Source organism: Polaromonas sp. P5_D5 (assembly GCF_054049435.1).
Window position 1 is genome coordinate 920921 of record NZ_JBFUMJ010000002.1, and the last position, 14377, is coordinate 935297.

At 63.1% G+C, this 14377-nt stretch carries 13 protein-coding genes; 7 read left to right on the forward strand and 6 right to left on the reverse strand.

Annotated elements, in window-relative coordinates:
* Positions 1–16 precede the first annotated feature (16 nt).
* On the forward strand, positions 17–4939 hold the full coding sequence (locus ACXJKE_RS10915; RefSeq protein WP_457280594.1) for a beta strand repeat-containing protein: 4923 nt from the start codon (positions 17–19) through the stop codon (positions 4937–4939).
* A 91-nt stretch (positions 4940–5030) separates the two neighbouring features.
* Here ACXJKE_RS10915 and ACXJKE_RS10920 read toward each other — a convergent pair whose 3' ends face one another.
* Positions 5031–5732: a C40 family peptidase gene (locus ACXJKE_RS10920; protein WP_457280982.1), complete on the reverse strand. Its 702-nt coding sequence runs from the start codon at positions 5730–5732 to the stop codon at positions 5031–5033.
* A gap of 244 nt (positions 5733–5976) precedes the next feature.
* Between ACXJKE_RS10920 and ACXJKE_RS10925 the strand changes: the two genes are divergently transcribed.
* Positions 5977–7137: a PQQ-dependent sugar dehydrogenase gene (locus tag ACXJKE_RS10925; protein WP_457280595.1), complete on the forward strand. Its 1161-nt coding sequence runs from the start codon at positions 5977–5979 to the stop codon at positions 7135–7137.
* 12 nt (positions 7138–7149) lie between these two features.
* Here ACXJKE_RS10925 and ACXJKE_RS10930 read toward each other — a convergent pair whose 3' ends face one another.
* From ACXJKE_RS10930 to ACXJKE_RS10940, 3 genes are read right to left on the reverse strand one after another with little or no spacing between them, the layout of a single operon-like run.
* Positions 7150–7626, reverse strand: a complete 477-nt coding sequence (locus tag ACXJKE_RS10930; protein WP_457280596.1) for a RidA family protein — start codon at positions 7624–7626, stop codon at positions 7150–7152.
* 49 nt (positions 7627–7675) lie between these two features.
* Positions 7676–8311: a LysE family translocator gene (locus ACXJKE_RS10935; protein WP_457280597.1), complete on the reverse strand. Its 636-nt coding sequence runs from the start codon at positions 8309–8311 to the stop codon at positions 7676–7678.
* A 47-nt stretch (positions 8312–8358) separates the two neighbouring features.
* The gene (locus ACXJKE_RS10940) at positions 8359–8715 is read right to left on the reverse strand and encodes a hypothetical protein (RefSeq protein ID WP_457280598.1); all 357 of its coding nucleotides are present in this window, start codon (positions 8713–8715) and stop codon (positions 8359–8361) included.
* 198 nt (positions 8716–8913) lie between these two features.
* Between ACXJKE_RS10940 and ACXJKE_RS10945 the strand changes: the two genes are divergently transcribed.
* The gene (locus ACXJKE_RS10945) at positions 8914–10386 is read left to right on the forward strand and encodes an aminotransferase-like domain-containing protein (RefSeq protein WP_457280599.1); all 1473 of its coding nucleotides are present in this window, start codon (positions 8914–8916) and stop codon (positions 10384–10386) included.
* 87 nt (positions 10387–10473) lie between these two features.
* Here ACXJKE_RS10945 and ACXJKE_RS10950 read toward each other — a convergent pair whose 3' ends face one another.
* On the reverse strand, positions 10474–11124 hold the full coding sequence (locus ACXJKE_RS10950; protein WP_457280600.1) for a LysE family transporter: 651 nt from the start codon (positions 11122–11124) through the stop codon (positions 10474–10476).
* Between the two features lie 102 nt (positions 11125–11226).
* On the opposite strand from ACXJKE_RS10950, the gene ACXJKE_RS10955 reads away from it, so the two are divergent.
* The 4 genes from ACXJKE_RS10955 to ACXJKE_RS10970 are packed head-to-tail and all read left to right on the forward strand — an operon-like array spanning position 11227 to position 14115.
* Entirely contained in the window at positions 11227–12033 is an 807-nt protein-coding gene (locus ACXJKE_RS10955; RefSeq protein WP_457280601.1) for an MlaE family ABC transporter permease, read from the forward strand.
* Between the two features lie 40 nt (positions 12034–12073).
* Complete coding sequence (locus ACXJKE_RS10960; RefSeq protein WP_457280602.1) at positions 12074–13099, forward strand: MlaD family protein; 1026 nt, start codon at positions 12074–12076, stop codon at positions 13097–13099.
* Entirely contained in the window at positions 13096–13776 is a 681-nt protein-coding gene (locus tag ACXJKE_RS10965) for a hypothetical protein (protein ID WP_457280603.1), read from the forward strand. The genes ACXJKE_RS10960 and ACXJKE_RS10965 overlap by 4 nt, the downstream gene beginning before the upstream one ends.
* Positions 13777–13809: 33 nt before the next feature.
* Positions 13810–14115 (forward strand): hypothetical protein, encoded by a 306-nt coding sequence (locus tag ACXJKE_RS10970; RefSeq protein ID WP_457280604.1) that lies wholly within the window; start codon positions 13810–13812, stop codon positions 14113–14115.
* Positions 14116–14136: 21 nt separating this feature from the next.
* Here ACXJKE_RS10970 and ACXJKE_RS10975 read toward each other — a convergent pair whose 3' ends face one another.
* Positions 14137–14376, reverse strand: coding sequence for a hypothetical protein (locus tag ACXJKE_RS10975; RefSeq protein ID WP_457280605.1), 240 nt, complete (start codon positions 14374–14376; stop codon positions 14137–14139).
* Position 14377: the final 1 nt, after the last annotated feature.

The window sequence follows — 14377 nt, forward strand, 5'->3', positions numbered from 1 at the left end:
CCTCAAGAGGTGATCCATGAACGCTAAGCTGAACCCCCCGCGTATTTTTCCTGCCATCCGGCGCCGGCGATCTTTTGCGCTGAAAGCCCTTCCGGCGGCGGTCGCCATGCTGTTCTCGCCGCCAGGCTGGCCGGTTGACATCGCCGGTGGCGCAGGCCTTCCCCAGAACGGCACGGTGTTTTCCGGCACGGCCTCAGGCTCGGTGTCGGGCAACCAGCTCACCATCAACCAGGGAACCGACCGCGCCGTGGTTAACTGGGGCTCGTTCGACATCAACCCCGGAAAGATGGTGCAGATCAACCAGCCCAACGCAAGCTCGGCCATGCTGAACCGCGTGACAGGCGACGCCAGCCCCTCCCAAATACTGGGCAGCCTTTCGGCCAACGGAACAGTGATGCTGATGAACCCCAATGGTGTGATGTTCGGGCAAAACGCCGTGATCAATGTGGGCTCGCTCATTGCCACCACGGGCAACATTGACGTCAACAACTTCATCAACACCGGCGGCGCACAGATCACGGGGGCCGTCGGCAGTATCACCAACCATGGCAGCATCACCGCGCAAAATGCCGGCCTGGTGGCTTTGGTCGCGCCGTCGGTCACCAACCACGGCAGCATCACCGCCACCGGCGGCACGATTGCCCTGGCCGGATCGACCGCCGCCACGGTCACCACGGTGTCGCTCAACAGCGGGCTGTATGAGTTCGCCATACCGGGCGGTGCAACGGGTTTGAGCGTGTCCAATATGAACCATGCCAGCCTGAACGGCGCGACCCTCTTGCTGGGCGTGGGCGATGCCGCCAATCTGCTGTCCGGCGTCATCAACCTGGAGGGCATTCAGCAAGCCAGCAATGCCATCGTTGTCAACGGCCATACGGTGGTGCTGAAGTCGGCACTGGACGCAACCCAGGTCAGCGGCAATGCAGGCCAGGTCGATGTGTACAGCGGGGCACGTATCCAGGACGCCGTCAACATTTCAAAGACCGGCACACCAGGAGCGGGGGGCTCTGTAGATGTTCACGGAGGCGCTTATGCCGAGCAGGTCACCCTGAACAAGGCCAACCTGACACTGACAGGCCTGGATGGCGCAAAAATCGTGGTGCCCGATGCCGGGCAGGTCAACGGCATCAGCATTACCGCCAACAATGTGACGGTGACCGGGATGGAGATCGCCGGGCCTGTTAACCAGCCCTACACAAGCTATGCGTGGGGCTCCAACATCAGCCGCGGCATTGCGGTGGCCAATGGCGTCACCGGTTTCACGATCAGCAACAACAACATCCATGATGTGCGCAACGGCATCCTGATCGACGGGCGCAACACGGGCAGTGTGACGGGCAACCGGATTGAAAATACCAAGAGCGCCATCTCTGTGCAGTACACCGACGGCAGCGGCATTGCGATGGCCGGTAACAGCCAGGGCCCGGTGGGCAACGAGTGGGGCCTGAACCTGCACCTGAACGGGCACATGGTTGGATCGAACCCCAACCCTGTCTCCAACAGCACGCCGATCGCTGCCGCTCCCACTCTTTTACAGCAGCAGTCTTTGCTGGACCTGAGCGCGGCCAATGGCGGCTGGTCCGTACAGGACCAGGCGTACACCTCGTCCAACCGCACGCACGTGACGGTGGCCACCACGGGCTCGTCGGGTGCACAGGGCAGCGTGCTCACCCTGCTGGGAAGCATCCAGGGCGGCGTGGATGCCGTGGTCACGGGCGGCACGGTGAACGTGGCGGCCGGTAGCTACAGCGGCAGCGTCAGCATCACCAAGTCGCTGACGCTGGACGGCGCGGGGGTGGGGCAGACGGTGCTGCAGTCCGCCTCGGCTGGCACCGGCGACGCGGTCACTATCAACAATGCTTCCAACGTGACGCTCTCCGACCTGTCGATTGCCGACTACCTGTACGGCTTGCGCATCAACGGTACATCCAACGACGTGACCGTCAATCGCGTGGCTTTCAACAACAACACCTTCGGCATGCGCAACGGCACCACGACCCGGGCCGACAACTTCCGCATGCTCAACAGCACCATCACCGGCGGACAGATCGGTGTGCAGACCTACAACGGTTACCAGATGGTCGGCGGCGCTCCGGTGGCCACGGGCTCTTTTGAGAATGCATTGTTTGAGAACGTCACGGTGGACGGCCCCAGCTTCAAGGGCTTTTATCTTGAAACCGCGAACAACCTGACTCTCAGGAACGTCACCGTCTTGAATGCCGGCAACTATGGGGCGCCTGCATCTTCATCGCTGCATAAACGTTATGGCGCCGGCATCGACATCAACCTGAAATACGACAACTTCAATGCGATCAATTTTGACAACGTGACGGTCAAAAATTCTGGCGCGAGTTCGGGTGATCCGACGGCTGCGGCGGTGGTCATCAAAACACGCGGCATCGCCGGTGACAGCGCCGACTACATGGCCGCACCGGCCAGCTTGCAAAGCGTCAACATCTCCGGCGGCAGCATCGAGGGTTCCAGCCGGACAGGCATACGCTTTGAAACCATGAGCAATGGCCATGGCGGCCAGCCCACGGTCGCCATCGGCGGCGGCACCCAGTTCAAGAACAACGGGCAGGACATCTCGGTGGACGCTGTTGCGGTTGATGCTCGCGGCGCCGTCTTCGACGGTGCGGCCGACGGTTTCGCCATCGAAGACCGCGTGACCCATGCGCTCGATACCAACGGGCGAGGCCTGGTGACATGGACGGACGGCAATGTCTACGTCACGCAGGCCAGCGGCAGCATCCAGAGAGGCGTCAATGCCGTGGTTGCCGGCGGCACGGTCAATGTGGGCGGCGGCACTTATGTGCAGCCCTCCACGCTGGTGGTCGACCGTAGCGTCACGCTGGCCGGTTCGGGCCAGGGATCGACCGTGATCGACGCACGCGGCGTCAGCGGCTATGGCATCAACGTGACAGCCGACAATGTCTCGCTCAAGGACTTCACGCTCTACGGCCCGAGTGCCAACGTAGCCGGGTCCTACGGCATCAAGGTGGCACCCGTGGGAGACGCGTCAGCGCGGCTGCGCAATTTCTCCATCAGCAATGTCACCAGCCGCGGCGCGGGCCGGGCCGAGCTGGACCTCAATGGCGTTGACGGCGCGCTGATAGACCGTGTGACGGCCGACGGTGCGCCGGTGGGCAACAACACCGGCACGACGCAGGGCGCCGGCATACAGCTGACCGACAGCGCCAACGTCACCGTCAGCAATTCGACCACCCGCAACAACGCCTGGGGCGGCCTGGCGCTTTACCAGGCCAACCGTCATTACAACCAGCAGGTGAACAACATCACGGTGGCGAACAGCAACAGTTTTACCGAACGCAATCCGGTGTACATGCAGGATGAATCAGCGAGCCGCAACTTTGGCGCACTCAGCATCGCGGGCTTTGACTTTGCCGTACGCAATGCCGGTGCAGCAGACAACAGCTACCAGTACACCTGGCTGCAGGCCTCGCAGCAAAACGCCCTGGACTATGCCGTCAATCTGGGTAACGCGGGCTCCAGCTACGTTCAGGGCTGGAACGGCGCGCAGGCCACACAGGACTTCCAGGTGGGCATCGGCAATCTGCTGGGCGGCGGGACACAGGCGCTATCCATCGGGACGGCCATGGGCAATGCGGCAACCGGTGCCAATATCCGCGTAGGCGCCGGTACCTACGCCGAGGACGTGGTGGTAAACAACCCCTACAACCTGTACTTCGGCGGCTCGACCCTGCACGGCCTGACGCTCAATGCCGGCGCGGGCGGCTCCGGCATCAGTGGCAACGTCACGGTTGACGGTGCGGGTGGCATCCTGTTCAATGCCCCGGTGAACCTGCTGGGCGACACAACGCTGGCAACCCTGGGCGCCAACATTACGCTCAACGGCGATGTGCAAAACGCCGGCAGCGCAGCCCGCGCGCTGCGGCTCGTCGCAGGCTCGGGCAGCACCCGCGGCAATGTGCACATGGTGACGGGCGGCACGGAAACCAACGCGCTCGGCCGGTTTGAGGTTGTGGCCAGTGACTTCAGCCTGGACAGCACCTTGTGGGTGAAAGGCTACGGCATTGACGCACTCGGCAATGTTGCCCTGAGCAACCACACGCTGCGCGGGCAGGACGCTGCACAGTCCAACACCCTGAACGCCGGCGGCGACGTGAGCGGCTCCACCATCAGCCTGGGTGCCGTCCAGGTCACCAGCGGCGGCGACGTTTCGGCCAACGTCACCGCCAGCGAAGTGGCGGTGGCCGCCGTAGGCGACGTAAGCGGCACCACCACCAGCCAGGGCAATGTGCAGATCAGCAGCAGTACCGGCGACATCAGCRGCAACATCACCGGCAACAACGTGGTGGTGCAGGCTCAGGGCGACGTAAGCGGCACCACCACCAGCCAGGGCAATGTGCAGATCAGCAGCAGYACCGGCAACRTCAGCRGCAACATCWCCGGYAACAAYGTGGTGGTGCAGGCGCAGGGCGACGTGAATGTCGTGGTCACTGCCAGCAACTCGGCATCGCTGGCTGGCGACACCGTGGTGGCCAACGTGGTCGCGCCCATCATGGCCGTGGAGGCCGTCACCGAGGTGCAAATTTCCGGCACATCCGCCCAGGTGAGCATTGATTCGCCAAAAGGCAGCGTTAGCGGCAGCTTCGGGCAGGTGACCAATTCGGGCAGCGGCCTCGTTAATGTCAACGGCAAGCCGCAGGGCAACCAGCAACTTTCGTCCAATGCGGAAAATAACCGCGTGATTCCGGCCGGCAATAACGTGGCTGACAACGCCGGGGCCGGGGCTGACAGTGCAGGGGCAGCTACGCCGACGCTTCAACTGGCGCTGGCCGGTGAAGGTACGACTTCTCTGGTTTCGAGCACCCCTGCCAAAGCAGGCGATGCCATCGACAACGGCCAGGCCGTGGAGCTGGACATGTCACCAGGCAATGGAAAAGAGAAGGAATGAGGATTGGCCGGTGAATTGCCGGGCTGGGTGCAGGGCCTGAGCTTGACCCGAAGATTGGCGCCGATGCGACGCCTGCACCCTTGATTTCGATTTAATTCCGGTATTGGTCCTGCTGCATCAGCAGCTCAGCCTGCCGCGCAGCCGACACCTGCGGGGCTGCCGCCTGAACGGATGGCTTGTCCGGCGCGGTGGCTTGCGGCTGCTGCGGGCGGGCGGGCAATACGGCCGCGCGGGGTGTGGCCTCTTGTGCCACCCCATTGGACGGCTGCACGCGGCGGGCGCCGTCAAAGCGGCGCTGCCAGTAGCTCACGCCCATGCTTTCGACGCGCACTTCAGCGCCGGGCTTGGGCGAGTGGATGAACTTGCCGTCGCCGACATAAATGCCGACATGGCTGAAAGCGCGCTTCATGGTGTTGAAAAACACCAGGTCGCCAGGTTGCAATTCGGTTTTGTCGATGCGCTGGGTGGCGGCGGCTTGTTGCTCGGCGCGGCGGGGCAGCAGCAGCCCGACGCTTTGTTCGTAAATGGCGCGTACAAAACCGCTGCAGTCAAACCCGGTTTCAACGGTGTTGCCGCCGCGCTTGTAGGGCACGCCCAGGAAGCCCATGGCGTTGACGACCAGCTCGGACGCCTTGTTGGTGACACTGTGGCGGACGTTGTCAATCTGGGTCAGCAGGCCCTTGTCGGCGAGCAGTTTGTCCATGTCGTTGTCGCCGCCTGAATTGCCGGGTGCCGCATGTGCGCCGGCTGCCAGCAGGGCGGCAGAGGCTATGACGAGGGCAGGGGCAATCATTCGCATGGCGCCAAGCATACTTGACGGATTAGTCCTACGTCAACTCATGTTGTTTCTTGATAACGTTGACAAGCCATTGATTTGTAACGAATTTGTAGGGGATTACCCGATTTATTACCCCTGTATGCCATGTTTTACACCGCCTTGGCCCCCGCTTGGACATGATCAAAAGGCGGTTTTCCCGGTCAAATGGGCGTGAATGGGCCGATCAATGTGCTTTCGGGGGCTTTTTTTAGGGTGAAATATGGCTTTAAACCAATACCAACGGGCGCAAGCTGCTATATCTTTAATAGCGGCCAGCACGCTGTTTCAACCCGCCCAGGCTCAGAGTGTTCGTCCTGAAACCGTGGCGGCGGGCCTGGAGAACCCCTGGGGCGTGGCTTTTTTGCCGGGCGAGCGTTTTCTGGTCACGGAGCGCCCCGGCCGCCTGCGAGTCGTTGGGCCGGGCGGCAAGCTGGGCGCGCCGGTGGCGGGCCTGCCAGAGATTGCCGCCGGCGGGCAGGGTGGCTTGCTGGACGTGCTGGTCGACAGCGACTTTGCCCGTAATCGAACGCTGTATTTCTGCTTTTCCGAGCCGGCTGCCACCGGTAACGGCAACAGCACGGCGCTGGCACGCGCCAGCTTGAGTGCTGACGACACCCGGCTGGAGAACGTCAAGATCATCTTCAGCCAGAAGCCCAAGGTGGCCAGCACGGCGCATTTCGGCTGCCGCATCGTGGAAAGCCGCGCAGCATCGAACGGCGCGCCCGATGGCAAGCTCTTTCTCACGCTGGGTGAGCGCTTCAGCCGCAAGGACGACGCCCAGAAGCTGGACAACCACCACGGCAAGATTGTCCGCATCAACAAGGACGGCTCGGTTCCCCAAGACAACCCTTTTGTCGGCAAAGCGGGGGCCTTGCCTGAAATCTGGAGCTACGGCCACCGCAACGCCCAGGGCGCGACGCTGGGGCCCGACGGCACCTTCTGGATGCATGAGCATGGGCCGCAGGGCGGCGACGAAATCAACCTTCCCAGGGCCGGGGCCAACTACGGCTGGCCCGTCATTACCTACGGCGAAAACTACGGCGGCGGAAAAATCGGCGAAGGCCTGACCGAAAAGGCCGGCATGCAACAGCCGCTGCATTACTGGGTGCCGTCCATCGCGCCTTCCGGCATGGCGTTCCTGACCAGCGAGCGTTACGGCAAGTCCTGGCGCGGCAACCTGTTTGTGGGTTCGCTCAAGTTCGGCTACCTGGACCGGATCGAACTGGCGTCGCCGTTCTCCGGCAAGGTGGTGCGCGAAAGCAAGCTACTGTCTGAAGCCGGTGATCGCATTCGCGATGTGCGCCAGGGGCCGGACGGGCTGCTTTACGTGCTGACCGACAGCAACAACGGCAAGCTCATACGCCTGCTGCCCGGTGGCTGAACGCAGGCAGGCCTAGCCGGCCACCGCGATGAGATCGATCTCGACCGAGGCACTCTTGGGTAGCTGAACAACGCCCACCGACGTACGGGTGTGGGCCCCGGTAGGGCCCAGCACGGCATACAGCACTTCAGATGCGGCATCGGCGACTTCGCTTTGCTGGGTGAAATCCTGCGCCGACTGCACAAACACCGTGATGCGCAGAATGTGCTTCACGCGGTCCAGGCTGCCGAGGCTTTGCCGCAGCAGCGCCAGCGCGCGCATGGCGCAGATTTTTGCCGCCAGCTGGGCCTGCAGAACAGACGTTTCCGAGCCTACGCGGCCGGTCACGACCACGGTATTGCCAACGCGCGGAATCTGCCCGCTGACAAAGACCTGGTCGCCGTGCTGCACGACAGGCACGTAATTGCCGCCTATCTTGATCTCACCGTCAAAGCTGTAGCCGAGTTCGGCCTGCACTGCGGCGAACCGGGTGTCGCGTGAATCTTCCATGGGCAGGAATTCCTCTTTATGTAGTTGGATGGAGCGTAATGCGGGTGTTTCAGGCAGGGCTCTTGAGCCGTAGCAGGCTCAGACCCAGCAGGCCAAACGCACCGCCACAGAGACGGTTGAAAATGCGGGCCCGGCGGGGCGTGCCAAACCATTGGTGGGTGTGTTTGGCCAACAGCACATAGGTGAAGTGGGAGACCAGCACGCACGCAGCGAAGGCGCTGGTCAGTGCGAAAAATTGCGGCAGCATCGGCGCCTCCGGATGAATGAACTGGGGGAACAGCGCGGTGAAGAACAGGATGCTTTTGGGGTTGGTCACCGCCACCAGCAGGCCTTGCCGGAACAGTGCGGCATTGCTCTTTCCGGAGGATGTCCCGGCCGGCAAGGGCGTGTCGAACATGGAGGTCTTGCTGGTCCACTGCCGCCAGCCCAGGTACATGAGGTAGACGGCGCCCACGGCCTTGAGCACAGCGAACAGCCAGGCCGAGGTGTGCAGCAAGGTGCCCAGGCCCGCCATGGCCGCGGTAGAAACGGCGAACACGCCGAGCACATTGCCGGTTGAACTCCACAGCGTCTTGCGCGGCCCCCAGGCCACGGCGTTGGAAACCGCCAGCAAAATGCCCGGCCCGGGGCTGAGCGCGGTGACAAGTGAGATGGTGATGAAGAGCAGCCAGGCGGAAGTGGTCATGGTGAGATCAATTAAAAAATGATGAGGCGATTTATTTCCGGCGGCGGCTATGCCGCCTCGGCGCCATGCAACCAGCTGCGCACGGCCTTCACGACTCCTGAAAAGTACCTTAAAAGCACGCTTCCCGTCTGGCCCGGGGCTTTTGCCGGGGCTTGGTTCAGCACGCATGCCGCGCCCCCGTGCTGGGCGGTCACCGTGATCCATCCAGTCTGGGTGACGGTATGCGACTGCCCCGCCTCCAGCGGCATGCTGTCGCGAAAGACCTGCTCGCCAAGCCAGCGCGGGGTGCCGGTCACCAACAGCGTGCCCGAGGTGCTGATCAGGGCGCTTCCCGCTTTGGTATGAAAAAACAGGGACTCACCGGCGTCCAGGTGAAGGTGGCGAGGGGCGAATTGCTCTTTCATGGCGGCTCCATTCATGGGTTGGTGAACTGGAAAAATGGGGGAAGGAGACACCAAGGTTAAAGAGACCGGCACTTTCCCGACAGAGCCAGGCAAGTCCTTTCTGTATCGGTACAGATGACTATTTATTCATCTGTTATGGTCTGATTTCGCCCCATCTGTGGCTGTGTCCCGGCTTCCCCTTCACGGATCATTCGGTTTATGGACATGCAACCCTCGCCATCCCTGTCGCAACCGCTCTATCTACAGCTCTCCAGTCACTACCGCCAGGCGATCCAGTCCGGCGTTTTGTCGCCCGGGCAGCGTATGCCGTCCGTCAGGGCGTTGACGCGGCTGCACCAGGTCAGCCTGTCGACGGCGGTGGAGGCCTGCCACACGCTGGAAGACGAAGGCCTGCTGGAGGCGCGGCCGCGTTCGGGCTACTTTGTGCTCAAGCGTCGCCGGATGGATATCCAGCCGCCCAGCGAGCCGGAATGCGGCCACAGGCTGGACCCGGCACAGTACGTCGGCATCCATGACCGGGTGTCCGATTTCGTCGCCAAATGCGATGTCTACCCGCTGGTCACCAACCTGGCAGGCACCTATGGTTCGCCCGAGATGTACCCCGCCGAGGCCCTGAAAAACGCCGCCACGCGTGCGTTGCGCAAGCACCCGCAGCTGCTGGTGAACCCGCCCGACTTTCTCAACGATTCACCGCTCAATGCCGTGCTGGCCAAGCGGGCGCTGGAGGCCGGCATGCGGCTGTCAGCGGAAGACATCCTGGTCACGCACGGCTGCATTGAATCGCTGAACGTGGCCCTGCGCGCGGTGGCGCGGCCGGGCGACACCGTCGCCGTCGAGTCGCCCACCTACCACGGCCTGCTGCAGATCCTCGAAAGCCTGGGCCTGCGCGCGCTGGAGATTCCCACCAGCCCGAAGCTGGGGATTTCCGTGGAAGCACTGGATTTGGCCTTCCAGACACACGACCGCATACGCGCCGTGGTGGTGATCCCCAATTTCCACAATCCGCTCGGCAGTGTGATGCCCGACAGTGAAAAGGAAAAGCTGGTCGCGCTGTGCGAGCGCCAGCAGGTGGCGTTGATCGAAGACGACACCTACGGCGCCCTGGGGCCCGATGACATTCCGCTGAAGGCGGCCAAGGCCTGGGACCGCAGCGGCTCGGTGATTTACTGTGCGTCGCTGCGCAAGACCCTGTCGCCCGGACTGCGCCTGGGCTGGGTTGCCGGCGGGCGTTGGCAGGCGCGTATCAAGATGCTCAAGTACGCGCAAAGCCGCGCCAACGACATGCTGGGCCAACTGGCCGTGGCCGAGTTCATGGCCTCCAGCGCCTACGACCGCCACCTGGCCCGGCTGCGCCGCATGCTCAACGTGCAGCGCGAGCAGATGGCCGAAGCGATTGCGGCGCACTTTCCCGCCGGAACCCGGCTGCAAGTGCCCCATGGCAGCATGATGCTGTGGGTGGAGCTGCCGGCGGGCACCTCCGCGCAGGCGGTATTCGACACCGCCATCCGGAAGGGCATACGGGTGGCGCCCGGCTCCATGTTTTCCAACTCGAACCGCTTTGACCACTTCCTGCGCATCAGTTGCGGCTCACCGTTTTCCAGCGAGACCGACGACGCCCTGCGCAAGCTGGCAGGTATTGTGTCGGCGCAAGCTGGGCCCCGGCCGGCTTGAGGGCATGCGCTGCTATTTTGAGGATTTTAGGGCTCCAGCCCTTTAGGGATATGCGCGAGCAGCTATCTTTTTTATAGCGTCATGCGCTTAATGCACCGCAGCGTGGCTGCGTTTCACGAAAAACAGGCCCGCACCCACTGCCATCAGCATGCCGCCGAACAGCCGGTTTTGCAGCCGCACCGCACGTGCATTCCTGAAGAGCTTTTGCAAGCGGCTCGCGGCAAACGCGTAGCCGTGCATCACCACAGTGTCGACTGCCACAGTCGTGAGCGCCATCACTAGCAGTTGCGGCCACAGCGGCCGGGAAGGGCTGATGAACTGCGGCAGCACTGCCACCATGAAGAGGATGCCTTTGGGGTTGGTGACGTTGGTCAGCAGCCCGGTGAGAAAGCGCCTGCGCGCTGAAATGCCGTTCGCATCAGCTGCCGGGCCGGCATCTTCCGCCGCGATGCCGTTTGATGACCGCCATTGCGACCAGCCGATATAGATGAGGTAGAGCGCGCCCAGCACTTTCACGACGCTGAAGGCCAGCTCGGACGCCACCAGCAACGAGCCCACGCCCGCCCCGGCCACCAGCAAAATCACCACCAGCCCGATCTGCAGGCCCGCGATGGTGGCACGCGTGCGCTGCATGCCGTAGCTCAGGCCATGGCTCATGGCCAGCACCGCGCCCGAGCCGGGTGAGAGCGCGATCAGAATTGAGGCGAGGAAGTAAGCGGTCCAGGTGTCGATGGCCATGATGAAGCGGTGGTGAAAAGGGAGAGAGGAGAGGGTGCCCGCACCGGGCGAAAGCCTGCCATCCTACATGGACAGGCAATAGCCCGCGGGTATCATGGCCCAATGGCTTCAACAGCATCATCCTGGCAAGGCCGCCTCTCGCAAACACGCCGCACCGCCCAGCACTGGCTGATCGAATGGTGGCGTCTGGTGAAATTGGGCGCGATCATCCTGGTGTTGACCCTCTCGCCTTCCAGCTACAGCCCGCAAAGCCGCACGGTGCTGTCCCGCCACATCTACATCAACACGGCGCCCATCCTGCTGGGCTTTACCTTGCTGTGCGCGCTGGTCACCGTGGTGCTCACGCGTATCGTGCTGGTGACTGCGCTGAGCTACGGCTTGTCGCAGTACGCGTTGCAGGTGGTCATCCGTGTGCTGGTGCTTGAACTTATTCCGCTGACGGCGGCGCTTTTTGTGGCGCTGCGCTGCACCATCCCTGATGGCGCCGAACTCACGGCCATGCAGGCCAGCGGTGAGCTTGACGAGATGCGCGAGCGCGGCATCGAGCCGGTGCGGCGCGAGGTGCTGCCGCGCGTGGTGGCGGGCATGTTCTCCGGCATCACGCTGGCTGCGCTCAGCTGTGTGGTCGCGCTGGTGGTGGCCTATATGGCGACCTACGGCTTTGCCTTGTCGGGCCTGGCGGCCTACACCCGGCTCTTCGGCCAGGTCTTCAGCCCTTCCGTCACGCTGATCTTTGTGCTCAAAACGTTGTTCTTCTGCCTGGCCGTATCGTTGATCCCCATGGCTTCGGCACTCTACGGCATGGGCGAAGCCAGCGTGCGCACCAGTGCCGAGATGCGCGGCCTCGTGCGCATGTTCGCCGTGATTTTGCTGATTGAAGTGGCTTCGCTGGTCGGCAACTACTATTGACCTGCTTAAAAAAATACCAAAAACAACACCAAAACAAACCATGAGTTCACCCCACGACCCTTCATCCCCGGAGCACGGCCGGCCGGATCCGCTCCAGCCGGCGCGCGAGGCAGAGTCTTCGCCGGCGGAGATCGCCAGCCTGGAGTTCAAGGCCCGGCTGCTGCTGCTCTTCATGCTGCTGTTGGTGGTGGGCTCGGCCCTTTATGTGATGTATGCGCGCGGGGCGTTTGAGTCCACGCAAAGCCTGGTACTCATTGCGGAGGATTCCGAAGGCGTGGTGGTTGGCATGGACCTGACTTTCTCGGGTTTCCCGATAGGCCGTGTCAAGCGCATCGAATTGGCCAGCGACGGCAAGGCCCGCATATTGGTGGATGTCGCCTCCAAGGATGCCCACTGGCTGCGCACCACCAGCGTCTTCACACTGGTGCGCGGCCTCGTCGGCGGCACCAACATCCGCGCCTACACCGGCTTGCTGAACGACCCGCCGCTGCCCGACGGCGCGGAACGCACGGTGCTGCTGGGCGATGCCGCCGGCGAGGTACCCAAAGTGATCGCTGCCGCCAAGGACCTGATTGAAAACCTCAACACCCTCACGGGTAGCGGCGGCGCGGTGGGCACCAGCCTGGCCAACCTGCAGACGCTGACGGAGCGGCTGAACGGGCCGGGCGGTGCGTTGACGGTGTTGCTGGGCAGCGAGGCAGAGGCCAAAAAGTTTGCTGCCACGCTGGAGCGCACCAACTCGCTACTCACCAAACTCGACGGGCTGGCCGCCAAGACCGACACCCAGGTGTTCGGCGACAAGGGACTGATGCCTGAAACCCGGGCCACCGTGGTTCAGCTCAACGCCATGCTGGGCGAGGCCCGCACCAGCCTCAAGAAGGTGGATGCATTGTTGCAGGATGCCCAGGCCGTCACCCGCAACGCCAAAGATGCCACTGACGACCTGGGCGCGCTGCGCGCCGACGTGGAAGCCAGCCTGCGCAAGGTCGAGGGGTTGATCAACGAAATCAGCCGCAAATGGCCCTTCGCCAAAGACGCCCGCGATGCGGAAATGAAGTTGCCATGAAGAACACCTTTACGCATACCGCCGCGCTGACTTCGGCCTTGCTGCTGGCCGCCTGTGCCGGCGGCCCGCAACCGCCCGATTGGCAACTTGAGGCCAAAGGTTCGATGGACCGCTCTGTGGCCGCCTACATGGAAGGCAACAGCCGTGTCGAGATGGCCGAACTCGGGCGTGCCCGCACCCAGCTGACACGCTCCGGCCGGGCCGAGCTGTTAGCCACTGCCGAGCTGCTGCACTGCGCCACCCGGGTTGCCAGCCTGGTGCTTGATGAGCCGTGCACCGGCTTTGAGAAGCTGCGTGAAGACGCCACCGATGCCCAGCGCGCCTACGCTGATTACCTCAAGGGTCAGGTACAGCCGCAGGGCATCGCGCTGTTGCCTGAAGCGCAGCGCCGTGCCGCGGCCGGCGACGCCGGCGCTGTGGCGGCCATTGCCGACCCTTTGTCGAAACTGGTGGCTGCCGGCGTGCTGCTGCAGGCCGGTAAAGCCAGTCCTGCGGTGATCACCCAGGCGATTGATACGGCGTCTGTGCAAGGCTGGCGCCGGCCGCTGCTGGCCTGGCTGGGCGTTCAGCTGCGCCGGGCAGAGCAGGGTGGCGACACCCAGGAAGCGGCAAAGCTGCGGCGCCGCATCGAGCTGACGCAGGGCATGCCTGCACCGGTGAAACCGCAAACACCCTGATCCTTGTCCCGTTTTGCCTTGAGAGAAACAACCGTGAGCTACCGCCTCAGGCTTTACGCCTATGAAGACGCCTCCGCAGAAGAGCTGCAGGCCGCCGAGCAACGCTTCCGAACGGCGCTGGAAACCGAACTGGGAGACGAAAGCCTGGTCTGGCCGGTGTATGCGGCCTACATGAAACTGGTGGCGACTTACGGCGAGGCGCCGGCTGAAGATGTCCTGTCAAGCGACGAGCTGGAAATTTTCAACCAATGGCAGGCAGCCGAGCTGGCCGCCGTGACGGCGGCGCTGGGCCCCAACCGCTACATGGGCGACGCGCAGTTTGAAATTCGTCCGGCCTGAAAGGGAACGGACCTGAAGCGTTCAGGGAGAGCGGCTCAGCCGCGGTGAGGCCAGCGCCTGGAGCTGGTCGGCAATCGCAATGTCGACAGGCTTGAGCTGTTTGAGCAGCTGCGCTTTTTCCAGCGCGGCGTGCAATTGCTGCAAGTCCTTGCTGCTGGTGGTCGCCTTGATCTGGGCCAGCGCTGCCGGGGTGTTGCCGGTTTTCAGTACAGCCAGCATCTTGCTGACCCATTCACTCGTTGCAGGCTTTTTGGGGTTCATG

Coding starts and splice junctions, on each gene's coding strand:
- ACXJKE_RS10965 (WP_457280603.1), top strand. CDS start 13,096: ATGAAGAACACCTTTACGCATACCGCCGCGCTGACTTCGGCCTTGCTG.
- ACXJKE_RS10925 (WP_457280595.1), top strand. CDS start 5,977: ATGGCTTTAAACCAATACCAACGGGCGCAAGCTGCTATATCTTTAATA.
- ACXJKE_RS10975 (WP_457280605.1), bottom strand. CDS start 14,376: ATGAACCCCAAAAAGCCTGCAACGAGTGAATGGGTCAGCAAGATGCTG.
- ACXJKE_RS10960 (WP_457280602.1), top strand. CDS start 12,074: ATGAGTTCACCCCACGACCCTTCATCCCCGGAGCACGGCCGGCCGGAT.
- ACXJKE_RS10940 (WP_457280598.1), bottom strand. CDS start 8,715: ATGAAAGAGCAATTCGCCCCTCGCCACCTTCACCTGGACGCCGGTGAG.
- ACXJKE_RS10930 (WP_457280596.1), bottom strand. CDS start 7,626: ATGGAAGATTCACGCGACACCCGGTTCGCCGCAGTGCAGGCCGAACTC.
- ACXJKE_RS10945 (WP_457280599.1), top strand. CDS start 8,914: ATGGACATGCAACCCTCGCCATCCCTGTCGCAACCGCTCTATCTACAG.
- ACXJKE_RS10955 (WP_457280601.1), top strand. CDS start 11,227: ATGGCTTCAACAGCATCATCCTGGCAAGGCCGCCTCTCGCAAACACGC.
- ACXJKE_RS10920 (WP_457280982.1), bottom strand. CDS start 5,732: ATGATTGCCCCTGCCCTCGTCATAGCCTCTGCCGCCCTGCTGGCAGCC.
- ACXJKE_RS10935 (WP_457280597.1), bottom strand. CDS start 8,311: ATGACCACTTCCGCCTGGCTGCTCTTCATCACCATCTCACTTGTCACC.
- ACXJKE_RS10950 (WP_457280600.1), bottom strand. CDS start 11,124: ATGGCCATCGACACCTGGACCGCTTACTTCCTCGCCTCAATTCTGATC.